This window comes from Solirhodobacter olei, from assembly GCF_004010155.1.
Lineage (GTDB): Bacteria > Pseudomonadota > Alphaproteobacteria > Rhodobacterales > Rhodobacteraceae > Solirhodobacter > Solirhodobacter olei.
Window position 1 is genome coordinate 368,482 of record NZ_RRYH01000002.1, and the last position, 20,082, is coordinate 388,563.

21 protein-coding genes and 1 tRNA gene are annotated in these 20,082 nt (G+C 67.9%); 14 read left to right on the top strand and 8 right to left on the bottom strand.

Going from position 1 to position 20,082, the window contains the following annotated elements; all coding sequences use genetic code 11:
• Window positions 1-269 precede the first annotated feature (269 nt).
• Window positions 270-1,745: an NAD-dependent succinate-semialdehyde dehydrogenase gene (locus EIP85_RS01775; protein WP_127900412.1), complete on the top strand. Its 1,476-nt coding sequence runs from the start codon at window positions 270-272 to the stop codon at window positions 1,743-1,745.
• 25 nt (window positions 1,746-1,770) lie between these two features.
• Window positions 1,771-3,144, top strand: a complete 1,374-nt coding sequence (locus EIP85_RS01780; protein ID WP_127900413.1) for an aspartate aminotransferase family protein — start codon at window positions 1,771-1,773, stop codon at window positions 3,142-3,144.
• A gap of 340 nt (window positions 3,145-3,484) precedes the next feature.
• Here the strand turns inward: EIP85_RS01780 and EIP85_RS01785 are convergent, their stop codons facing one another.
• The 4 genes from EIP85_RS01785 to fabD all read right to left on the bottom strand — a co-directional run bounded on the left by EIP85_RS01785 (window position 3,485) and on the right by fabD (window position 6,288).
• Window positions 3,485-4,018: a GNAT family N-acetyltransferase gene (locus tag EIP85_RS01785; RefSeq protein WP_127900414.1), complete on the bottom strand. Its 534-nt coding sequence runs from the start codon at window positions 4,016-4,018 to the stop codon at window positions 3,485-3,487.
• 70 nt (window positions 4,019-4,088) lie between these two features.
• Window positions 4,089-4,322: an acyl carrier protein gene (locus EIP85_RS01790; RefSeq protein WP_127900415.1), complete on the bottom strand. Its 234-nt coding sequence runs from the start codon at window positions 4,320-4,322 to the stop codon at window positions 4,089-4,091.
• 196 nt (window positions 4,323-4,518) lie between these two features.
• The gene (fabG, locus tag EIP85_RS01795; RefSeq protein ID WP_127900416.1) at window positions 4,519-5,256 is read right to left on the bottom strand and encodes a 3-oxoacyl-ACP reductase FabG; all 738 of its coding nucleotides are present in this window, start codon (window positions 5,254-5,256) and stop codon (window positions 4,519-4,521) included.
• Window positions 5,257-5,355: 99 nt separating this feature from the next.
• On the bottom strand, window positions 5,356-6,288 hold the full coding sequence (fabD, locus tag EIP85_RS01800) for an ACP S-malonyltransferase (protein ID WP_127900417.1): 933 nt from the start codon (window positions 6,286-6,288) through the stop codon (window positions 5,356-5,358).
• Window positions 6,289-6,415: 127 nt separating this feature from the next.
• Between fabD and EIP85_RS01805 the strand changes: the two genes are divergently transcribed.
• The 7 genes from EIP85_RS01805 (at window position 6,416) to EIP85_RS01835 (ending at window position 10,376) form a co-directional block, all read left to right on the top strand.
• On the top strand, window positions 6,416-6,787 hold the full coding sequence (locus EIP85_RS01805) for an ArsR/SmtB family transcription factor (protein WP_127900418.1): 372 nt from the start codon (window positions 6,416-6,418) through the stop codon (window positions 6,785-6,787).
• Window positions 6,788-6,818: 31 nt separating this feature from the next.
• Window positions 6,819-7,346 (top strand): SRPBCC family protein, encoded by a 528-nt coding sequence (locus EIP85_RS01810; protein ID WP_127900419.1) that lies wholly within the window; start codon window positions 6,819-6,821, stop codon window positions 7,344-7,346.
• 170 nt (window positions 7,347-7,516) lie between these two features.
• Entirely contained in the window at window positions 7,517-7,891 is a 375-nt protein-coding gene (locus EIP85_RS01815; protein WP_127900420.1) for an MliC family protein, read from the top strand.
• Window positions 7,892-8,192: 301 nt separating this feature from the next.
• Window positions 8,193-8,549 carry a 30S ribosomal protein S6 gene (gene rpsF / locus EIP85_RS01820; RefSeq protein WP_127900421.1) on the top strand — a complete coding sequence of 119 codons (357 nt, stop codon included), beginning with the start codon at window positions 8,193-8,195 and terminating at the stop codon, window positions 8,547-8,549.
• A 29-nt stretch (window positions 8,550-8,578) separates the two neighbouring features.
• Window positions 8,579-8,806 carry a 30S ribosomal protein S18 gene (gene rpsR / locus EIP85_RS01825; RefSeq protein WP_127900422.1) on the top strand — a complete coding sequence of 76 codons (228 nt, stop codon included), beginning with the start codon at window positions 8,579-8,581 and terminating at the stop codon, window positions 8,804-8,806.
• 10 nt (window positions 8,807-8,816) lie between these two features.
• The gene (gene rplI, locus EIP85_RS01830; RefSeq protein WP_127900423.1) at window positions 8,817-9,398 is read left to right on the top strand and encodes a 50S ribosomal protein L9; all 582 of its coding nucleotides are present in this window, start codon (window positions 8,817-8,819) and stop codon (window positions 9,396-9,398) included.
• Between the two features lie 129 nt (window positions 9,399-9,527).
• Entirely contained in the window at window positions 9,528-10,376 is an 849-nt protein-coding gene (locus EIP85_RS01835; RefSeq protein WP_127900424.1) for an EamA family transporter, read from the top strand.
• An 87-nt stretch (window positions 10,377-10,463) separates the two neighbouring features.
• On the opposite strand, the gene tig is transcribed toward EIP85_RS01835, so the two are convergent.
• Entirely contained in the window at window positions 10,464-11,798 is a 1,335-nt protein-coding gene (gene tig / locus EIP85_RS01840; RefSeq protein ID WP_127900425.1) for a trigger factor, read from the bottom strand.
• Window positions 11,799-11,821: 23 nt separating this feature from the next.
• Window positions 11,822-11,906, bottom strand: a tRNA-Leu gene (locus EIP85_RS01845).
• Window positions 11,907-12,097: 191 nt separating this feature from the next.
• On the opposite strand from EIP85_RS01845, the gene EIP85_RS01850 reads away from it, so the two are divergent.
• Window positions 12,098-12,580: a Hint domain-containing protein gene (locus EIP85_RS01850; protein ID WP_127900426.1), complete on the top strand. Its 483-nt coding sequence runs from the start codon at window positions 12,098-12,100 to the stop codon at window positions 12,578-12,580.
• A 60-nt stretch (window positions 12,581-12,640) separates the two neighbouring features.
• On the opposite strand, the gene EIP85_RS01855 is transcribed toward EIP85_RS01850, so the two are convergent.
• A complete protein-coding gene (locus EIP85_RS01855; RefSeq protein WP_127900427.1) occupies window positions 12,641-14,302 on the bottom strand; it encodes an NAD(P)H-hydrate dehydratase in 1,662 nt (553 codons plus the stop codon).
• Window positions 14,303-14,476: 174 nt separating this feature from the next.
• Between EIP85_RS01855 and EIP85_RS01860 the strand changes: the two genes are divergently transcribed.
• The 3 genes from EIP85_RS01860 to EIP85_RS01870 all read left to right on the top strand — a co-directional run bounded on the left by EIP85_RS01860 (window position 14,477) and on the right by EIP85_RS01870 (window position 17,676).
• Window positions 14,477-14,815, top strand: a complete 339-nt coding sequence (locus EIP85_RS01860) for a P-II family nitrogen regulator (RefSeq protein ID WP_127900428.1) — start codon at window positions 14,477-14,479, stop codon at window positions 14,813-14,815.
• 59 nt (window positions 14,816-14,874) lie between these two features.
• Window positions 14,875-16,281 carry a type I glutamate--ammonia ligase gene (glnA, locus tag EIP85_RS01865; RefSeq protein WP_127900429.1) on the top strand — a complete coding sequence of 469 codons (1,407 nt, stop codon included), beginning with the start codon at window positions 14,875-14,877 and terminating at the stop codon, window positions 16,279-16,281.
• Window positions 16,282-16,728: 447 nt separating this feature from the next.
• On the top strand, window positions 16,729-17,676 hold the full coding sequence (locus EIP85_RS01870) for a hypothetical protein (RefSeq protein WP_127900430.1): 948 nt from the start codon (window positions 16,729-16,731) through the stop codon (window positions 17,674-17,676).
• Between the two features lie 30 nt (window positions 17,677-17,706).
• On the opposite strand, the gene EIP85_RS01875 is transcribed toward EIP85_RS01870, so the two are convergent.
• The gene (locus EIP85_RS01875) at window positions 17,707-18,501 is read right to left on the bottom strand and encodes a heme-dependent oxidative N-demethylase family protein (RefSeq protein ID WP_127900431.1); all 795 of its coding nucleotides are present in this window, start codon (window positions 18,499-18,501) and stop codon (window positions 17,707-17,709) included.
• A gap of 118 nt (window positions 18,502-18,619) precedes the next feature.
• Here EIP85_RS01875 and dddP point away from each other — a divergent pair, with 118 nt between their 5' ends.
• Window positions 18,620-19,945 (top strand): dimethylsulfonioproprionate lyase DddP, encoded by a 1,326-nt coding sequence (dddP, locus tag EIP85_RS01880; protein ID WP_127900432.1) that lies wholly within the window; start codon window positions 18,620-18,622, stop codon window positions 19,943-19,945.
• Window positions 19,946-20,082 lie beyond the last annotated feature (137 nt).

A 20,082-nucleotide genomic window follows, 5' to 3' on the forward strand; every position in this document is an offset into this window, starting at 1 on the left:
AGGTCTGTCCGTTTATGGCGTAAAGAACCCCTTTCTCTTGCCGGGGAGGCGGACTCATCAAGAGCGCCCGCCCTTGGGGGCGGACGGGCGCTGGCCCGGCGGCACTATGTGCCGCTGTTTCGGGCCGGGCACTGGGAAGCGCTGCCAAACAGAAGAATCCTCTGCCTGCCCCGCCACGGCGCGAAATATCCTCTGCCAAACCCCGCAGCTTCAGCCCCATCCCCTGCCCGGCCCGGTCCATGCTGTCCCCGACCGCACCGGACAGAGCCATGACAGACACCGCCCTTTCCCTCCGCCACGACATCGCCGACAAGCGGCTCGTCCGCAGCTTCGCCTATATCGGCGGCAAATGGTGCGCCGCCGCCGATGGCGCGACGGTCACCGTCACCGACCCGGCCACCGGCGCCTTCCTCGGCGAGGTTGCGAGCCTTTCCGGCGAGGAGAGCGCCCGCGTCGTCACGGCAGCGCAATCCGCCTTTCCCGCCTGGGCCGCCCGCCTGCCGCAGGAGCGCGCCGCCCTGCTGCGGCGCTGGTTCGAGCTGATGGTCGAGAACCGCGAGGACCTCGCCCGCATCATGACCCTCGAACAGGGCAAGCCGCTTTCCGAGGCGCGGGGAGAGATCGACTACGCCGCCGCCTTCATCGAGTTCTACGCCGAGGAGGCCAAGCGCCCGAATATCGAGGGCGTCACCAGTCACCTGCCCGATGCCGAGGTCGAGGTCTGGCGCGAGCCTGTCGGCGTCGCGGCCCTGATCACGCCCTGGAACTTCCCCGCCGCCATGCTGACGCGCAAGGCCGCGGCGGCGCTGGCGGCAGGCTGCACGGTGCTGGCGCACCCGTCCTCGGAAACCCCGTTCTCGGCGCTCGCGCTGGCCGAGCTCGCCGAACGCGCGGGCCTGCCGGCGGGCGTGTTCAACGTCGTCACCGGCCGCCCCGCGACGATCGTGGAGCCGTGGTGCGCCGACACCCGTGTCCGCGCGCTCTCCTTCACCGGCTCGACCGAGGTCGGCCGCCTCCTTTACCGCCAAAGCGCGGAGACGGTGAAGCGGCTGGTCATGGAGCTGGGCGGCCACGCCCCCGTCATCATCTTCGCCGACGCCGATCTCGACCGCGCGGTGGCAGAGACGATGAAGGCGAAGTTCGCGACCTCCGGGCAGGACTGCCTCGGCGCCAACCGCATTTATGTGGAGCGCCCGGTCTACGAGGCCTTCTGCACCCGCTTCGCGCAGGCGGCGAAGGCGCTCACCCTCGGGCCCGGCATGGACGACCCCGACATCGGCCCCCTGATGAACGAGGCCGCGGTGGCCAAGCAGGAGGCGCATGTCGCCGACGCGCTGGCCCATGGCGCGCGCCTGCTCTGCGGCGGCGCGCGCGACCCGATGGGCCCGCTCTTCTACCGCCCGACCGTGCTCGCCGACGTCTCCGACGGCGCCCTGATCCTGGCCGAGGAAACCTTCGGCCCCGTCGCCCCCCTCCTGCCCTTCGACAGCGAGGACGAGGTGATCGCGCGGGCCAACGCCACCGAATACGGCCTCGTCGCCTATGTCCACAGCCTCGACCCGCGGCGGATCTACCGTTTGAGCCGCGCGCTGCAGTTCGGCATGGTGGCGGTGAACCGCACGAAGGTCACCGGCGCGCCGATCCCCTTCGGCGGCATGAAGCAATCCGGCATCGGCCGGGAGGGTGCCCGGCTCGGGATGGAGGCCTTCACCGAGGTCAAATACATCTGCCGCGACTGGGCCTGAGACGACTGCAAGAAAGGAAAACAAGATGCTGAGAAACGACCAGCTCGAGCAATGGGACCGGGAGAGCTTCTTCCACCCCTCCACCCACCTCGCCCAGTTCGCCCGCGGCGAGCTGCCCCAGCGCGTCGTCACCGGCGGCTCCGGCGTCTTCATCGAGGATCGCGACGGCAACCGCCTGCTCGACGCCTTCGCCGGGCTCTATTGCGTGAACGTCGGCTACGGCCGGCCGGAGATCGCCGATGCCATCGCCGCCCAGGCGAAGGAGCTGGCCTATTACCACTCCTATGTCGGCCATGGGACGGAGGCCTCGATCACGCTCGCCCACATGGTGCTGGAGCGCGCACCCGCGAACATGTCGAAGGTCTACTTCGGCCTCGGCGGCTCGGATGCGAACGAGACGAACGTGAAGCTCGTCTGGTACTACAACAACATCCTCGGCCGGCCGGAGAAGAAGAAGATCATCTCGCGCTGGCGCGGCTACCACGGCTCCGGGCTGATGACCGGCTCGCTGACCGGGCTGGAGCTCTTCCACAAGAAGTTCGACCTGCCGCTGGCCCAGGTGATCCATACCGAGGCGCCCTATTACTACCGCCGCCCCAATGCCGCGATGTCGGAAGAGGCCTTCACCGCCCATTGCGCGGCCGAGCTGGAGGAGCTGATCGAACGCGAGGGCCCCGACACCATCGCGGCCTTCATCGGCGAGCCGGTGCTCGGAACCGGCGGCATCGTGCCCCCGCCGAAGGGCTATTGGGAGGCGATCCAGAAGGTGCTGAAGAAGCACGACATCCTTCTGATCGCGGATGAGGTCGTGACCGGCTTCGGCCGCCTCGGCACCATGTTCGGCTCCGCTCATTACGGGATTGAGCCCGACATCATCACCATCGCCAAGGGCCTGACCTCGGCCTACGCGCCGCTCTCGGGCTCGATCCTGTCCGAAAAGGTCTGGAAGGTGCTGGAACAGGGCACCGACGAGTTCGGCGCGATCGGCCATGGCTGGACCTATTCGGCCCATCCGATCGGTGCCGCGGCCGGGGTCGCCAACCTCAAGCTGATCGACGAGCTGGGCCTCGTTGCCAATGCCGGCGAGACCGGCGCCTATCTGAACGCGCAGATGGCGGCGGCGCTCGCCGATCACCCGAACGTCGGCGAGGTCCGGGGCGAGGGCATGCTCTGCGCGGTGGAATTCGTCGAGGATCGCGAGACCCGCAAACCCTTCGATGCGTCCCGCAAGATCGGCCCCGCACTCGCCGCGGCGCTGCTTGCGCAGGACAAGGTGATCGGCCGGGCGATGCCGCAGGGCGACATCCTCGGCTTCGCCCCGCCGCTCTGCCTCAGCCGCGCGGAGGCCGACACCGTCGTCGCCGCCACACAGCGCGCCGTGAAGACCGTGCTGGGCTGAAGCCGGCGCATGGATCGGGCTGCCCAACCGGGCGGCCCCACTTTCCTCCGGCCCGAAACGGGGGGCGCATCCCCGTAGGGTGCGCATTCATTGCGCACCCCGCAAAACGCCAACCACCATCCCCCGGCCCGAAACAGCGTCGCGTAGCGACGCCGGGCCAGCGCCCGTCCGCCCCCAAGGGCGGGCGCTCTTGATGGGGTCGCGCCCCGGCAAACCGAAGGGGTTGATTAAGCCATAAACGGACAGACCCGCAACACCGTCAGCGCCCCCCGCGGACGGGCCCCGTCCCTCTTCCCCGCGTAAGGCCTGCGCCTTTATCCCGCACCGCGCCAGGCTCCGGTCAAACCGCCCCGGCACCCCGCTCCCGCGCCAGAAGCACGACCGGATCCCCGAGGTATTCCGCTTGGCGCATCTCGCGATACCCCATCTTCTCCGCCAGACGGAGCGAGGCATCGTGCCGGACATCGATCATCACATGGCTGCGCCCGCCAAAACCCTGCCCGTCGAACCACCGATGCGCCGCAGCGACCGCCTCGGCGCCATAGCCCTGCCCCTGCGCCTCGCGCGCAAACACCCAGCCGCATTCCGGCGCCGCGTCGAAATCCGCTCCGATCCCGCGCAGCGCCATCATGAAGCCGACCTGACCCAGCATCCGGTCCGAGCCGCGTAGCGTCACCGCCCATTGGCCATAGCCCAGAAGTGGCCAGGACCCGGCGATCTTCAGGAACCGGCCCCAGCTCTCCTCCCGGCTCCGCGGCGTGCCGCCGAGGAAGTGCATCACCTCCGGCTCCGTGTAGATCTCGGCATAACGGTCGAAATCCGCCAGCTCGAATCCGCGCAAGGCGAGCCGTTCCGTCTCGATCCCGGGCACCATGCCAGACCCTCCCCAACAAATGAAAACGGCGCCCCGAAGGGCGCCGTTTCCCGAACCGTCCCGGTCAGCCTCAGGCGGCTTCCGAGATGAACTTCACCGCGTCACCGAAGGTCTGGATGGTCTCGGCCGCGTCATCCGGAATCTCGATCCCGAACTCTTCCTCGAAAGCCATCACCAGCTCGACCGTATCCAGGCTGTCGGCGCCCAGGTCGTCGATGAACGAGGCGTTTTCGGTAACCTTGTCCTCTTCCACCCCCAGGTGCTCGACGACGATCTTCTTCACCCGGCTCGCGATGTCGCTCATGTCATTCCTCATAGGTTTCGGGGTCGCCCCCGTTATCTGTCCCGTGCTCATTCGAGCGTCTCATCCCCGCATGCGCGGGCGTTGGTCCCGATGCATCGGGGCTACCGCGACGCGTGAGCGCCCCGGTCCAATCTGCGCCGCCTATAGCAACAGTCACAGCCCAAGGCAAACCCTTTCGGACCCCCTCCCCGGGCACTCAGATCATCGCCATTCCGCCGTTAATATGCAAGGTCGCACCCGTCACATAACCCGCCTCGGTGCTGGCAAGATAGATGACGGCGGCGGCGATCTCCTCGCCCGAGCCCATCCTCCCGGCCGGGATCTGGCCAAGGATCTTCGCCTTCTGCTCGTCGTTCAGCTTGTCGGTCATTGCGGTCTCGATGAAGCCCGGCGCGACGCAGTTGACGGTGATCCCGCGGCTCGCCACCTCGTAGGCCAGCGACTTCGACATCCCGACCATCCCGGCCTTGGCCGCGGCATAGTTGCCCTGCCCGGGATTGCCCGTGGCGCCGACGACGGAGGAGATATTCACGATCCGGCCCCAGCGCGCCTTCATCATCCCGCGCAGCACCCCACGGCAGAGCCGGAAGGTCGAGGTCAGGTTGACGTCGATGACGCTCTGCCATTCGGCGTCGGACATCCGCATGAAGAGGTTGTCGCGCGTGATCCCGGCATTGTTGACCAGGATGTCGACGGACCCCATCGCCTCGGCAGCCGCCTTCGGCAGCGCCTCGACCGAGGCCGGATCGGACAGATCGCAGGCCACAACATGCGCCCCGTCGCCCAGCTCGTCGCGCAACGCCTCAAGCGGGCCGACCCGCGTGCCGGACAGCGCCACCTGCGCCCCCCGCGCATGCAGCGCCCGCGCCACGGCGCCGCCGATCCCACCCGAAGCGCCAGTCACCAGCGCCGCCTTGCCCGTCAGATCAAACATCTCGCTCTCCTCGTCCGGCCAGGGGGCAAGGGCCGCGATGCCCGTCACCCTGGCCCAAATACCCCCTCGGCGCGGGGGCAGCGCCCCCGCCCGTCCGGCTTAGCCGGCCACCGCGGCGGCCACGTCGTCCGGCGTGCCGACGGCCCGCGTCGCGGCCTCCGGCGCGATCCGGCGGATCATGCCCGACAGGGCCTTGCCCGCACCGATCTCCCAGAACTCGGTGACGCCGCCACCCGCCATCCAGGCCACCGACTCGCGCCAGCGGACGGACCCCGTCACCTGCTCGACCAGCAGATCCCGGATCACCGCCGGGTTCACCACCGCCTCGGCCCGCACGTTGGCGACCAGCGGCACCACCGGCGCCGCGATCTCCACCGCCGCCAGCGCCTCGGACATCACCGCCGCCGCGGGCTGCATCAGCGCGCAGTGGAAGGGCGCGGAGACCGGCAGCATGATCGCGCGCTTGGCGCCCCGCGCCTTGGCGATCTCCACCGCCCGCTCCACCGCTTCGCGATGGCCCGAGATCACCACCTGGTTCGGATCGTTGTCATTGGCCGCCTGGCAGACCTGGCCCTGGGCCGCCTCTGCCGCAACCTCGGCCGCCGCCTCGAAGCCAAGGCCCAGAAGCGCCGCCATGGCGCCGACACCCACCGGCACCGCCTCTTGCATGGCGCGTCCGCGCACCCGCAGGAGCCGCGCCGCATCGGGAAGGCTGAGCGCGCCAGCCGCGCAGAGCGCGGAATATTCGCCCAGCGAATGGCCCGCCACGAACATCGCGTCCTCGACGGTGACACCCTCGGCCTCCAGCGCCCGCAGCGCCGCCATCGAGGTCGCCATCAGCGCCGGCTGGGCATTGGCGGTCAGCGTCAGCTCCTCTGCCGTGCCCTCCCAGATCAGCGCCGAGAGCTTCTCGCCGAGCGCCTCGTCGACCTCCTCGAAGACCGCCCGCGCGGCGGGATAGGCCTCGGCCAGGGCGCGGCCCATGCCGACAGCCTGTGCCCCCTGTCCCGGAAATACGAATGCCCGGCTCATGCGTTCTCGTCCCCTCGCTGGTTTTCCCCCGCATACCCCGCACCCGGCCCCGAGGCAATCCGCCCGGGCAAAACATCATTCAACAAATAAGTTGACTCACCCCCGCCCGCGCGTCACATTCAACATCATGGTTGAATCAGATCCCCCCCGCCTCGATGCGATCTTCCGCGCCCTCGGCGACGCCACCCGGCGCCGGATGCTTCGCGACCTCTCCGCCGGCGCCCGCTCCGTCAGCGAGCTGGCCGAGCCGCATGAGATGTCGCTCGCCGCCGCCTCCAAGCACATCAAGGTGCTGGAGGGCGCGGGCCTGATCCGGCGCGAGATCCGTTGGCGCACCCACCTCTGCCGGCTGGAGCCCGCCGCGCTGGCCTCCGCCCATGACTGGCTAGAGAGCTACAGCAGGTTCTGGAACACCCGCCTCGACACGCTGGAGGCGCTGCTGCGGGCAGAGGACGCGGCCAATCCGCCGCCGCCCGCGAAACCCGATCCAAAATCCTGAGACTGCCCCACCCTCATCACGGAGAGCTGCCATGACCACGACCCTCGACGCCTACGGAACCCTCACGGAACCCACGACGCTGAAACTGGAGCGCCTGCTCCCCGGCCCCATCGAACGGGTCTGGGCCTGGCTTACCGAAAGCGACCTGCGCCGCCGCTGGCTTGCCGCGGGCGAGATGGACCTGGTGCCCGGTGGCGCGGTCGAGCTGGTCTGGCGCAACGACGAGCTGACCGACCCGCCCGGCCACCGCCCCGACGGGATGGGCACCGAGCACCGCATGGCGGGCGAGGTACTGGTGGCCGAACCGCCGCGCCGCCTTTCCTACACCTGGCCCGGCGTGGGCGAGATCACGATGGAGCTGGCGCCCGAAGGGGAAGAGGTGCTGCTGACCCTCACCCATCGGCGGATCCCGGACGCGGGCACCCGGCTTGGCGTCAGTGCCGGCTGGCACGCGCATCTGGACCTGCTCGCGGCGCGGATCCGGGGCCTCGAACCAGAGCCGCACTGGGACCATTTCAACGCCCTGCGCCAGGACTATGCCGCCCGCTACGCGGAGTAAGGCTGCCACCCATTCCCGGGAACAAGGCCAGCGCCCGTCCGCGGGTAGGCGCTGGCCCGGCGGGCCGCGCCCGCCGTTTCGGCTCAGGGAAGACGACGCCTCCCCACTCTTGCGCCCGCGTCCCTCGGCCGCGACACTCTCCCCCCGACCGCAGCCACACCGGATCCTCCATGCGCCCGCCCCTCGCCGCCCGCGCCCTCCTCATCGCCCTCGCCGTCCTCATCGCCGGTCCCGCCGGGGCGCAGGCCGTGCTCTCGATCCCGCTCGACCTCGGCCCCCGGGCGCAGGTGATCACCGACCGTTACCAATGCAGCGATGGCACCGGACTCACCGTCCAATACGTCAATACCCCGGCGAACCACCTCGCCCTGATCCGGCTCGACGGGGCCGAGCGGATCTTCGTCACGACCCTCTCGGCTTCCGGCGCGCGCTATGTCTCCGGCACCTGGGAATGGTGGAGCAAGGGCAATGCGGCGACGCTGCGCAGCCTGACCCGTTCCGCGCCCGAACGGGACTGCAAGACAGCGCCCCCCGCGGGCGGCTGACGGCCCCGCCGGAACGCCGGTCCTTGACGGTGCGAAAGCGGTGCGAAAGCGGTGCAATTGCGGTATTGCATTTTCTCACGCTTTTCAGGACTTTATCCGCCGATCCCGCGACTGCGCCGGCAGGGCGCCGCGCCCCGCCTTAACCCGGCCTTAACCGGCGCCCTCCGCGCTTGCATCCCGGGCGCGCCTCTCCTATAAGCCCGCATCCTTCCGCAATACCCATGAACCGGCGACGCCTCTCGTGGACGGGCCGCGGAAGGTCAGGCCCGCCCTATGAAGCCGCCCGACAGATGGAGCCCGCATGCCGCTTTACGAGCATGTCCTCATCGCGCGTCAGGACCTGTCCAACGCGCAGGCCGAAGGCCTCGTTGAACACTTCTCCACCGTCCTCGCGGACAACGGCGGCAAGGTCGTCGAAAGCGAGTACTGGGGCGTGAAGACGATGGCCTACAAGATCAACAAGAACCGCAAGGGCCACTACGCCTTCCTGCGTTCCGACGCCCCGGCGCCGGCCGTGCAGGAAATGGAACGCCTCGCCCGCCTGCACGACGACGTCATGCGCGTGCTGACCATCAAGGTCGACAAGCACGCCGAAGGCCCGTCGATCCAGATGCAGAAGCGCGACGAGCGGGGCGACCGCGGCGATCGCCGTCGTTGATCCAGGGCTTCAGAAAAGGACCATAACACATGGCTACCAAACCGTTTTTCCGCCGCCGCAAGGTCTGCCCGTTCTCCGGCGCCAATGCCCCGGAGATCGACTACAAGGACGTGCGCCTGCTGCAGCGCTACATCTCCGAGCGCGGCAAGATCGTGCCGTCGCGCATCACCGCCGTCTCCGCCAAGAAGCAGCGTGAGCTTGCGCGCGCCATCAAGCGCGCCCGCTTCCTCGCTCTTCTCCCCTACGCCGTGAAGTGAGGAGGAACCAATGCAAGTGATCCTTCTGGAGCGCGTCTCCAAGCTCGGCCAAATGGGCGAGGTCGTGAGCGTCCGTGACGGTTACGCCCGGAACTTCCTTCTGCCGCAAGGCAAGGCGCTCCGTGCAACCGAGGTCAACATCCAGAGCTTCGAGACCCGCCGCGCGCAGCTCGAAGCCACCAACCTCGAGACCCGCAAGGAAGCCGAGGCGCTGGCCACGAAACTCGACGGGCAGACATTCGTGGTGATTCGTTCCGCCTCCGACGCGGGCGCGCTCTACGGCTCCGTCACCACCCGTGACGCCGCCGATGCCGCCACCGAGGCCGGCTTCACCCTGTCCCGCGGCCAGGTTCAGCTCGACCGCCCGATCAAGGACCTGGGTCTGCACTCGGTCTCCGTGACCCTGCACCCGGAAGTCAACGTGAAGATCACCCTCAACGTCGCCCGCTCGAACGAAGAGGCCGAACTTCAGGCTTCCGGCAAGTCGATCCAGGAACTGGCCGCCGAAGCCGAGGCCGAAGCCGACTTCGAGATCGCCGAGCTCTTCGACGAGATGGGTTCCGCCGCTGCCGACGGTGGCGAAGAGGAATAATCCTCGCACGTCAAGACCTTGGGTCGCGCCGGATCACCCCGGCGCGGCCCCACCCGACCCTGTCCCGGGCGAGGGACCACATAGCCGGCCCGCCGGCAGCTGCCCCCAGCAAACCGGGATTTTCCTCCGATGACCGTTCCGCCGATCGCTGTCGCCGCCGTTCTGGGCGGGGCTGCGCTTCATGCGGCTTGGAACGTAGGCATCCGCGGCGGGCTCGACCGCCGTGCCTCCACCGCCCTGCTCGCCCTCTCCGCCGCCCTGATCGGGGCACTGGGCCTGCCCTTCCTGCCGGCGGTGAACCCCGCGGTCTGGCGGCATCTCTTTCTCTCCGCCGCGCTCCACATCCTTTATTTCAACCTTGTGGCAGAGGCCTATAGCCGCGGCGCGGTAAGCCTGACCTACCCGATCATGCGCGGCAGTGCCCCGGCGCTCGCCGCCGCCATCGCCGCCCTTGGCTTCGCCGAGCCGCTGGCGCCCGCAGGCTGGGGCGGGCTGATCCTGATCACCGGCGGGGTCTGGCTGCAGGCCCGCCTGAGGGGCGAAGCCGGCGAAGGCCGGGCGCTCTCCATCGCGCTTCTGAACGCACTGATCATCGCCTGCTACACGGTGAACGACGCCTTCGGCACGCGGCTGTCCCACTCCCCCGTAGCCTATGCGCTCTGGACCTTCGTGCTGCCCGCCGTGCCCTGCTCGCTGATTCTGCTGAGGGGGCGCCTCTCCCGCCTTTTCACGGGCACCCGGCCAGCGCAGGCATGGCTCCGCGGCCTCGGGGGTGGGCTCTGCTCCGTCGCCTCCTACACGCTGGCGCTCTGGGCGATGACCAAGGCGCCGATCGGCGCCGTCGCCGCGTTGAGGGAAACCGCGATGCTCTTTGGAGTGCTTTTCGCCTGGTGGTTCCTGGGCGAGCGCCCGCGGCGGCGGAGCCTTTTCGCCGTCGCCCTGATCGCGCTCGGCGCGGCGGTCATCGATCTGGCCTGAGGGGGCTAGCACCTCGGCCAGACCACACCCCCAATAAGCAAAGGGCCGCCCCGAAGGACGGCCCCGCAATCCAGATCCTGCGAGTTCTCAGAGCTCTTCGAGAGCGTCGACCGCGGTCTTCAGGTCGTCCTTGGTCGCGTCCTTCTCGGTCACCGTGGCGCCCGAGACGATGTGATCCACGACCTTGTCCTCGAAGATCGGCGCGCGGAGCTGCTGCTGCATCTCCGGATTCTGTTGCACGAATTCGAAGAAGGCGCGTTCCTGGCCCGGGTATTGCCGGGCCTGCGACAGCACCGCCTGGGTCATCTCGGCGTCGGTCACCTCGATCTCGTTCTTGCGGCCAAGCTCGGCCAGCAGAAGGCCAAGGCGGACCCGGCGCGTCGCCAGGGTCTTGTGCTCGTCGCTGATCTCGATCTCGCCGTGGTTATGGCCGTGCTCTTCCGGGTGCTCTTCGTGCCAGAGCTGGTGTGCGATCTGGTTGGCCTCGGCCTCCACCAGGCTCGGCGGCAGTTCGAAGTCGACCATCGCGTCGAGCTGGTCGAGCAGCGCGCGCTTCATAACCTGGCGCGCCGCGCCCTGGTATTCGGCTTCCAGCCGCTCGGAGATCTGACCCTTGAGCGCTTCGAGGCTCTCGGCACCGAACTTCTTCGCCAGCTCGTCGTCGATCTCGGCCGGCTTCGGCTCCTTCACCGCCTTCACGGTGCAGGCGAAGACGGCTTCCTTGCCGGCGAGATGGGCGGCCTGGTACTCGGCCGGGAAGGTCACCTTCACCTCGACCTCGTCACCGGCCTTGGCGCCGACCAGCTGTTCCTCGAAGCCCGGGATGAAGCTGCCGGAGCCGAGCACCAGCGGATAGTCCTCAGCCGCGCCGCCCTCGAAGGCCTCGCCGTCGACAGAGCCCTTGAAATCGATCACGACCTGGTCGCCGTCCTTGGCCTTGGAGCCCTTGCGGCGATCCTCGAAGTTCTGCGCATTCTTTGCGAGATCGGCGAGCGCCTCTTCCACCGCGGCGTCGTCGGCCTTCACCACGAGACGCTCGAGCGTCACCTTGGTCGCGTCGACATCCGGGATCTCGGGCAGCGCCTCATAGGTCATGTCGACCACGACGTCCTGGCCCTGCTCCCAGTTTTCGCCGTCCTGCATCTTCACTTCGGGCTGCATCGCCGGACGGTCGCCGGTGGCCTCGAAATGATCCTTCATCGCAGAGTCGATGGCGTCCTGCATCGCATCGCCCAGAAGCCGCTGGCCGAACTGCTTGCGCAGGATGGGCATCGGGACCTTGCCCTTGCGGAAGCCCTTCATCTCGACCTCCGGCTGGGCCTCGACGAGCTTCTCCTCCACCTTCGCATCGAGTTCGGCGGCCGTCACCGTTATGGTGTAGCCGCGTTTAAGGCCTTCTTTCAGGGTCTCGGTGACCTGCATCTATGTCCGTCCTTCTTCCTCTCTGGTGCGGATGGAGGGACTTGAACCCCCACGCCTTGCGGCGCCAGAACCTAAATCTGGTGCGTCTACCAGTTCCGCCACACCCGCGACAATCCTGCATGAAGCAAAGGCAGCCCTGCCGTTTCGCCCGGCGGGGCCGCCCCAAAGCCGGCGCCGTTCTAGCAAAGCCGCATCGGGGATGCGAGCGGAAAAAGCGCCGCCAAAAACACGGCCCATAAACCCATTCTCGCCACAATCCGGCGGGACAGTTGCGACAGGGCAGTTCACGGGGCATCGCGATGACAAGACCAGCAGCCATTGGGATGGAAGAGGCCCGGGCACGCGGCTCGGCGGAGGGGGTCCTGCTCGGCACCGGCGTGCTGACGCTGGAGGGCGAGATCCCGGTGGAGTATCTGACGCCCGGGGACCGTGTCGTCACCCGCTCCGGCGCCCGCGCGCTGCGGCGGATCCGGGCCACGCGCCGCGCCGGGGCGGTGGTGGTGCGCATGACGCCCGGCGCGATCGCGCCCGGCGCCCCGGATCAGGACGTGCTGCTCGGTACGGACCAGAAGCTTCGGCTTGCCGACTGGCGGGCAAAGGCAATGTTCGGGGCCCGCGAGGTGATGGTGGAGGTCGGCCGCATGGTCGACGGCCAGCTGATCCGGCACGAGCGGCTTGCCGAGGCGCGGATCTTCACCCTGGAGTTCGACGCGGAGGAGACGATCTACGCCGATGGCGTCGAGATCCACTGCCCGGCCCGTCAGCCCGCCGAAGCCTGCTAGCGGCCCGCTACGCACGGTCTCGCGGGGCCTCGCCCCACGAAACGCAGGGCTGCCGTTCCCTCAGAGTCCCAGCCCGCGGAAGACCTTCGGCAGCTCCTCCGGCAGATCCTCGGCGATCAACCCCGGCCCGAAGCTGCGCGCGGCTTCCACATGCAGCCATGCCGCGACCTCTGCCGCCTCCATCGGCATCCGCCGCCGCGCGAGCAGGCCGAGGATGAAGCCCGAAAGCACGTCCCCCGCCCCCGCGGTCGCCAGCCAGGGCACGGCCATCTCATAGGCCGCGGCAGAGACGGTGCAGGCCCCGCCGCGACGCGAGATCACCGTATCGGCGCCCTTGTTCAGCACCACGCAGTTGGCCCTGGCCGAGGCCTCCCGCGTGGCGTCGACCTTGGAATAGGCCGGGCCCGCCGTCGGCACCGCGTCGAGCCGCTCGGCGATATCCGGGAAGAGCCGGGCGAATTCGCCGCCATGCGGCGTCAGCACGCAATCCCAATGCAGCCGCTTGAAAAGGTCCGGATCCCCGGCCAGCGCCGTGATCGCATCCGCGTCGATGACAGTGCGCTTCTTCCAGCCAAGCACTACCGGCAGCATCTCCCGCGCCCGCTCCACCCCCAGACCGGGACCGAGGCAGACAGCGGTAATCCGCTTGTCCTCCAGCACTGCCGAAAGCGCGGCGGCGTCCTCGACCACCCGCAGCATCACGGCGTCGAGCCGGGCGGCGTTCTCGGCCTCTGACTCGAGCGGGCAGCCGATTGTCACCAGCCCGGCCCCGATCCGCAGCGCCGCGCGCGCCGCAAGCCGCGCAGCGCCCCCCCGCCCGGGCCCTCCGGCCAGCACCAGCGCATGGCCGCTGTCGTATTTGTGGACGCCGCCGTGGCGCGGTTTCTCAAGCTGCTCCAGCTCGCGGTGCTTGCGTTGGCGCGCGCGCGGCCCGATGGCCTTGCGCCCGACCAGCCGCGAGGGCGCACTCGCCATCCGTTCGATGTTCGACACCCGCCCGGAGCTTTCGTCCGGCTCCGCCCGCCCGTGCCAGCGCGAAAGCCCGATATCCTTCACGATCAGCTGCCCGCAGAGTTCCGGCCCGAAGCCGAGGTAATGGCCGACCTTCGCGCTCTCGAAGGTCACCGTCAGTGCCGCGCGCAGCGGCCGGCCTTCCCAGGTGCGATGGGCGCCCTGCCCCAGCAACCGCCCGCTGTCGAGGCAGAGTCCGCTTGGCGCATCGATGGAAACGGTGCGGTCTTGCAGGAATTCGCTTGCCTCCCCGCTTCCGCCCATGAAGCTCACCGCGCGCGCCACCTCGCCCTCCAGCGGGCGGGTCAGGCCGGTGCCGAAGATTGCATCGATCACAAGATCGACCTCGCCCGCGGCGCGGATCGCCTCCTCGTCGAAGGGCTCGACGGGGCCGAGTTCCAGCCAGCGACGGCAGTTCTCGGCCGCATCGGGCGGCAGCTTCTCCTGCCTGCCGGCGAAGAGGACCTGCAGCTGCCAGCCGGCCTCCTGCAGAAGCCGCGCCACGACGAAACCGTCGCCGCCGTTGTTGCCCGGCCCGCAGAGCACAAGCGCCCGGCCGGGCGCGGCCGAAAGCCCCGGCCATTCCTCGAAGACCGCTTCCACCACGGCGCGGCCCGCACGCTCCATCAGATCCAGCCCGGTCACTGCGCCAGAGCCGATCGCCGCCTGCTCAATGGCGCGCATTTGGGCAGATGTCAGAAGTTCAGTCACCACTCGCCCCCTGTCGTTTAACATTTCGCCCACACGATGGGCGGTTTGCATGAAATTTAATCACGCCCTCTGGAATCACCGCGGGCATCGGCCTATGCCGACCCTATGCAATTGTCCCTCCGCCGCGGAAGTGCTGAGAGACACTCGAAACAGCACCTCAGAGGGGAGTCGGCGATGAAGAAGATCGAGGCCATCATCAAGCCGTTTAAGCTCGACGAGGTTAAGGAAGCGCTTCAGGAGGCCGGCATCCAGGGCCTTTCTGTCATCGAGGTTAAGGGCTTTGGCCGGCAGAAGGGCCATACCGAGCTCTACCGCGGCGCCGAATACGTCGTCGACTTCCTGCCGAAGGTGAAGATCGAGGTGGTTCTGCCCGACGAGCAGGTCGAGGGCGCGATCGAGGCGATCATCGCCGCGGCCCGCACCGAAAAGATCGGCGACGGCAAGATCTTCGTCTACCCCTGCGAGCAGGCTATCCGCATCCGCACCGGCGAAAGCGGCGACGAGGCACTCTGACATCACCGGCCCGCGCGCGGGCCCGAGACACACGCTCAAACAGAAGGGATCATGGAGACATGAGCAAGGATAACATTCTCAAGACCATCAAGGACGAGGAGATCGAATACGTCGACCTCCGGTTCACTGACCCGCGCGGCAAGCTCCAGCACGTGACGCTGATCGCCGATATCGTCGACGAGGACTTCTTCGATGAAGGCTTCATGTTCGACGGCTCCTCTATCGCCGGGTGGAAGTCGATCGACCAGTCCGACATGAAGCTGATGCCGGATACTGCCTCGGCCTATATCGACCCGTTCTATGCCGAGAAGACGATCTGCGTGCATTGCTCGGTCGTCGAGCCCGACACCGGCGAGGCCTATGACCGCGACCCGCGCTCGACCGCCGAGAAGGCCGAGGCCTACCTGAAGTCGACCGGCATCGGCGACACGTTCTTCTGCGGTCCGGAAGCCGAATTCTTCGTCTTTGACGACGTGCGCTTCGCCGTGACGATGAACAAGGTCTCCTACGAGGTCGACGCGATCGACGGCGCCTGGAACAGCGACACCCAGTACGAAAACGGCAACATGGGTCACCGCGCCGGCGTCAAGGGCGGCTACTTCCCGGTCAACCCGGTCGACGACGGGATGGACCTGCGCTCCGAGATGCTCTCGACCATGAAGCGCATCGGCATGAAGGTCGACAAGCACCACCACGAGGTGGCCTCGAACCAGCACGAGCTGGGGCTGATCTTCTCGACCCTCACCAAGCAGGCCGACGAGATCCAGAAGTACAAGTACGTGATCCACAACGTGGCCCACGCCTATGGCAAGTCGGCAACCTTCATGCCGAAGCCGATCAAGGGCGACAACGGCACCGGCATGCACGTGAACATGTCGATCTGGAAGGACGGCAAGCCGCTCTTCGCGGGCGACAAGTATGCCGACCTCAGCCAGGAAGCGCTCTACTTCATCGGCGGCATCCTGAAGCATGCCAAGGCGCTCAACGCGATCACCAACCCGGGCACGAACTCCTACAAGCGCCTGATCCCGGGCTTCGAGGCCCCGGTTCTGCGGGCCTATTCCGCCCGCAACCGGTCCGGCTGCGTCCGTATTCCGTGGACCGAAAGCCCGAAGGCCAAGCGCATCGAGGCCCGCTTCCCGGACCCCTCGGCGAACCCCTACCTCTGCTTCGCCGCGCTGCTGATGGCCGGCCTCGACGGCATCAAGAACAAGATCGACCCGGGCCCGTCCTCGGACAAGGACCTCTACGATCTGCCGCCGGAAGAGCTGGCCTCGATCCCGACCGTCTGCGGGAGCCTGCGTGAAGCGCTGACCTCGCTGGAGGAGGATCACGAGTTCCTGCTGGCCGGCGACGTCTTCACCAAGGGCCAGCTGGAAGGCTACATGGCGCTGAAGTGGGAAGAGGTCTACGCCTACGAGCACACGCCGCACCCGGTCGAGTACCAGATGTATTACAGCTGCTGATCGTTCGCGGTCAGAACGTCATGGGCCCCGCCGGCGAAACCGCCGGTGGGGCTTCTCTTTGTTGACGCAAGCCGCGCCCCACCCTGAACCGGCAAAGCCCGAAGTATGACCGCAGTGTTTCCGGTTCCGACCTGCAAAAGGGGCAAAAACCAGGCGAAGCCGACCAAAACCGTGCCGATTGTTCCCGGGCGACGCACAACCCTGAGCTGCGGCCGCAACGAAAAACACTCTGTATTCGGCCAAATCCGTAACCGAAGGCATCCCGGCCTCCCGGGCGCTGTCGCCGTGGCGGAAACGAAACCGTCGCGAAAGCGCATCCAATTCTCGCCACATCTCACCGCGGAATTTCCACAGGTTACCCGAATTCGCGGCCCAATCTTTTTGGATATTGTTTCCAACTGGCTGGAGGGCTCCATAAGTATGGCTATGTTGGGCAGAACGACGAGCGTGACCCTGCTCTATGTCGAGCGGCCGAACCTCGATTTCGCGGAGTGCCGCGCCTTTCTGGAGGGCGCGCTGCGCCGGTTCGGGCATGACGGCATCGAGCCGGTCCATGGCGCCGACGACTACGTCACCATGGACGTCGAGGGCAGCCGTGTCGTGCTCGGCTACGCCGATCTCGAGGCCCGCGCCCGCGGTGCCGAGACCGCGCCCGGCGGCTACGCGGCGGCACTGCTCGTCTCGGTCGGGCCGAGCCCACGCCGCGACGGGTCCCGCGATCTCGCCCGGAACGGCCACGCGCTGTGCGACATGGTGATCGAGGAGGTGCGCCGGAAGCGTGGCCCCGACCTGATCCTGTGGAACGAGATCGAGGGCGTCTTTGCCGAGAAGCAATTCGAGGCACTGATCGACGCCGCCCAGGCCATGCGCCCGGCCAGGCTGCCGCCCGAGCTGGAGGCCGCACTGAAAGGTCACGCGCCGCGGCGGGCCGAGATGCGCCCGGCGATGGCCTTCGAACCGGCCCAAGTGATGGAGTCGCTCGCCCCGCCACCGCCACTCTCCGCGGTCGCGGCGGCATCCGGGGCGGCTTTCGATACCGTTCCGGCCGACCCGGCCTGGATCCCGGCCAACGATCATCCCACAGACATGCTCGACCCGATGCGCGAGGAGATGGCCCGCATCCGCGAGGCGCTTTACCCGCCCGAAGAAGAGCAGCGGCAGGCCAGCCCCTCCCCGCGGCGCGAGAAGGAACCGCTGGTGCGCCGGCTTACGACCTACAGCTTCAACACCACGCTTCTGGTGGTGGCGATGCCGATCGGAGCAGCCCTGCTGACTTACAACGTGCTGGGGCGCGAGGATTCGCGCGTCACCGCGCGCGTCATGGCGCTGACCGGGATCGGCATGGCCTTCTCGAAACTGGTATTCCACGGCCAAATCCCGCATTTCGGCGCCTGAAGGGCGAGCGGCGCATCGGCCGCTGGCCGCTCAGTGCAGCGGGTAGTCTTCCAGCGCGCGCGCCTGGTCCGGGGTCAGGCTCTCGCGCCGGACAAGGTAGGTGTGGATCGAGAACACCACCGCCCGGCTCTCGGGCAGACGCAGCAGACATTGCCGCTCTGACCGGATGAAAGGCTGCGCGGCATCACGGTCGGCCCGGGGCGGATCGGCCTCGCGACGGGGGCTGAACAGCTCCGTCCGTCCGCAATGCCCGGCATTGACCCGCCAGAGGCCCTGCTCCGGCCGGATCGCGTCACACAGGCGCTGGACGCGGCGGGCGACATCCTCGTCATAGGGCTGCACAGGCTTGTGGATGCGGATCAACGGCCGCTCGATCTTTTCGGCCAGCGTCCAGTTCGACGGGAAGCAGAGCACCGCGCCGGTCAGAACATGCTCCGGCTCGTCCGGCGCCTTCTCCAGTATGCAGAGATCCTCCTGCACCAGACGCCCCAAGGTCAGGAGCGGCGCGGCGCGGTCGAGGGGCACCGTCACCCCATCCGGCCGCGTCACCTGCGCTGCTCCAAGGGTAATACCCGGCGTGCCCTTCAGCTCGGCCAGAACCCGGTCCAGCAGCTCCTCCGCCGCCGCACGGGCACGTTCGGCGAGGGCATGGACGTCCCCTGGGCGACTGGCAATCAGCCGGTCGCGTTCCGCCATCTGGGCGGCATAGGCGTCGTCGATCTGGAGCCACTCCCCGGCCGGCAGCGGCAGGATGCCCGGCAGGCGCCGGGTGCGGGGATCTGTCCAGGGGGCGAAGGGCAGCGAGGTCTGCAGAATATCAGTCATCCCTCACGGATAGCCGAGCACCGGCGCGGCAAACAGCCCAAACCGACATGCCGCCGGTCGCAATCCGGCGGGCGCGGCGCCATGACGCGGGATCATCCTTTGCCAGCTGGAGGATGCCATGACCTATTCCGACCGCCGCAAGATCGACCCGAGCCGCCCGCCCGCGGCGCTGCCCCCCGATAATGACCGGATGGAGATCGGGCCGACCCAGCTCGCGCTCTCCGAATGGGGCGAGGCGGGGCTGATCCTGCCGGACCTGCCCAGGATGCGGGAGTATCGCTGGAACCGGTTGACCGAGGCGCTGGTCGGGCGGGACTACGGCGGGATCCTTCTGTTCGACCCGCTGAACATCCGCTACGCCACTGACAGCACGAACATGCAGCTCTGGAACAGCCACAACCCGTTCCGCGCGGTGATGGTCTGCGCCGATGGGCACATGGTGATCTGGGAATACCGCCAGTCGCCATTCCTGTGCGATTTCAATCCCTTGGTAAAGGAAGTCCGGTTCGGCGCGGGGTTCTTCTACATGTCGGCGGGCGACGCGACGGCGCTGGCGGCGGAGGGGTTCGCGGGACAGGTGGCGGAGGTGATGGCGGCCCATGCCGGGGGCAACCGGCGGATCGCGGTGGACAAGATCATGGTCCACGGCCTCAAGGCGCTGGAACGCGCGGGCTTCGAGGTGATGGAGGGCGAGGAGGTCACCGAGCGGGTCCGCGCCGTCAAGGGCCCCGAAGAAATCGCCGCGATGCGCTGCGCGCATCATGCCTGCGAGGCCTCGATCGCAGAGATGGAGGCCGCAGCGCGCGAAGGCATCCCGCTAGGCGGGATGTCGGAGGACGACGTCTGGGCAGAGCTTCACAAGTCCAACATCCGGCGCGGCGGCGAGTGGATCGAGACCCGGCTGCTGGCCTCGGGCCCGCGCACCAACCCGTGGTTCCAGGAATGCGGGCCGCGGATCATCAGCCCGGACGAGATCGTGGCCTTCGACACGGACCTTGTCGGCTGCTACGGAATTTGTATCGATATCTCAAGGACATGGTGGATCGGCGACGGCCCGGCTCCGGCGCGGATGCAGGATGCGATGCGCCACGGGCTGGACCATATCCGAGAGAACCAGTCGATGCTGAAGCCCGGCGTCACGATCCACGAGCTGACCCATGGCGGCCATCGGCTGGCCCCGGAATACTGGGCGCAGAAATATTCCTGCAAGATGCACGGGGTCGGGCTTTGCGACGAATGGCCGTCGGTCCCCTACCCCGATGCCTGGACGCCGGGTGAGTTCGACGATGTGGCACTGGAACCGGGGATGGTGCTTTGTGTCGAGGCGCTGATCAGCCCCGAGGGGGGCGACTTCTCGATCAAGCTGGAGGACCAGGTGCTGATCACCGAGACCGGGCACGAGGTGCTGACGCGGTATCCCTACGATCCGCGGCTGACCGGCTGAGCCGGGCCAAGGCCTTGGAAGGTCTTGAAAATCCGCCTACCGTTTCGGCACCGATTGAACACCGCTTTCGCACCGTAAGATACCGTAAATCGGGACGGTGGCGGCCCCTTTGGCGCAACACCCCGGCGCGCGGCTGC

Coding starts and splice junctions, on each gene's coding strand:
- glnA (WP_127900429.1), top strand. CDS start 14,875: ATGAGCAAGGATAACATTCTCAAGACCATCAAGGACGAGGAGATCGAA.
- fabD (WP_127900417.1), bottom strand. CDS start 6,288: ATGAGCCGGGCATTCGTATTTCCGGGACAGGGGGCACAGGCTGTCGGC.
- EIP85_RS01775 (WP_127900412.1), top strand. CDS start 270: ATGACAGACACCGCCCTTTCCCTCCGCCACGACATCGCCGACAAGCGG.
- EIP85_RS01805 (WP_127900418.1), top strand. CDS start 6,416: ATGGTTGAATCAGATCCCCCCCGCCTCGATGCGATCTTCCGCGCCCTC.
- fabG (WP_127900416.1), bottom strand. CDS start 5,256: ATGTTTGATCTGACGGGCAAGGCGGCGCTGGTGACTGGCGCTTCGGGT.
- EIP85_RS01790 (WP_127900415.1), bottom strand. CDS start 4,322: ATGAGCGACATCGCGAGCCGGGTGAAGAAGATCGTCGTCGAGCACCTG.
- EIP85_RS01875 (WP_127900431.1), bottom strand. CDS start 18,501: ATGACTGATATTCTGCAGACCTCGCTGCCCTTCGCCCCCTGGACAGAT.
- EIP85_RS01860 (WP_127900428.1), top strand. CDS start 14,477: ATGAAGAAGATCGAGGCCATCATCAAGCCGTTTAAGCTCGACGAGGTT.
- dddP (WP_127900432.1), top strand. CDS start 18,620: ATGACCTATTCCGACCGCCGCAAGATCGACCCGAGCCGCCCGCCCGCG.
- EIP85_RS01810 (WP_127900419.1), top strand. CDS start 6,819: ATGACCACGACCCTCGACGCCTACGGAACCCTCACGGAACCCACGACG.
- EIP85_RS01780 (WP_127900413.1), top strand. CDS start 1,771: ATGCTGAGAAACGACCAGCTCGAGCAATGGGACCGGGAGAGCTTCTTC.
- EIP85_RS01785 (WP_127900414.1), bottom strand. CDS start 4,018: ATGGTGCCCGGGATCGAGACGGAACGGCTCGCCTTGCGCGGATTCGAG.
- EIP85_RS01835 (WP_127900424.1), top strand. CDS start 9,528: ATGACCGTTCCGCCGATCGCTGTCGCCGCCGTTCTGGGCGGGGCTGCG.
- EIP85_RS01850 (WP_127900426.1), top strand. CDS start 12,098: ATGACAAGACCAGCAGCCATTGGGATGGAAGAGGCCCGGGCACGCGGC.
- rpsR (WP_127900422.1), top strand. CDS start 8,579: ATGGCTACCAAACCGTTTTTCCGCCGCCGCAAGGTCTGCCCGTTCTCC.
- rpsF (WP_127900421.1), top strand. CDS start 8,193: ATGCCGCTTTACGAGCATGTCCTCATCGCGCGTCAGGACCTGTCCAAC.
- rplI (WP_127900423.1), top strand. CDS start 8,817: ATGCAAGTGATCCTTCTGGAGCGCGTCTCCAAGCTCGGCCAAATGGGC.
- tig (WP_127900425.1), bottom strand. CDS start 11,798: ATGCAGGTCACCGAGACCCTGAAAGAAGGCCTTAAACGCGGCTACACC.
- EIP85_RS01815 (WP_127900420.1), top strand. CDS start 7,517: ATGCGCCCGCCCCTCGCCGCCCGCGCCCTCCTCATCGCCCTCGCCGTC.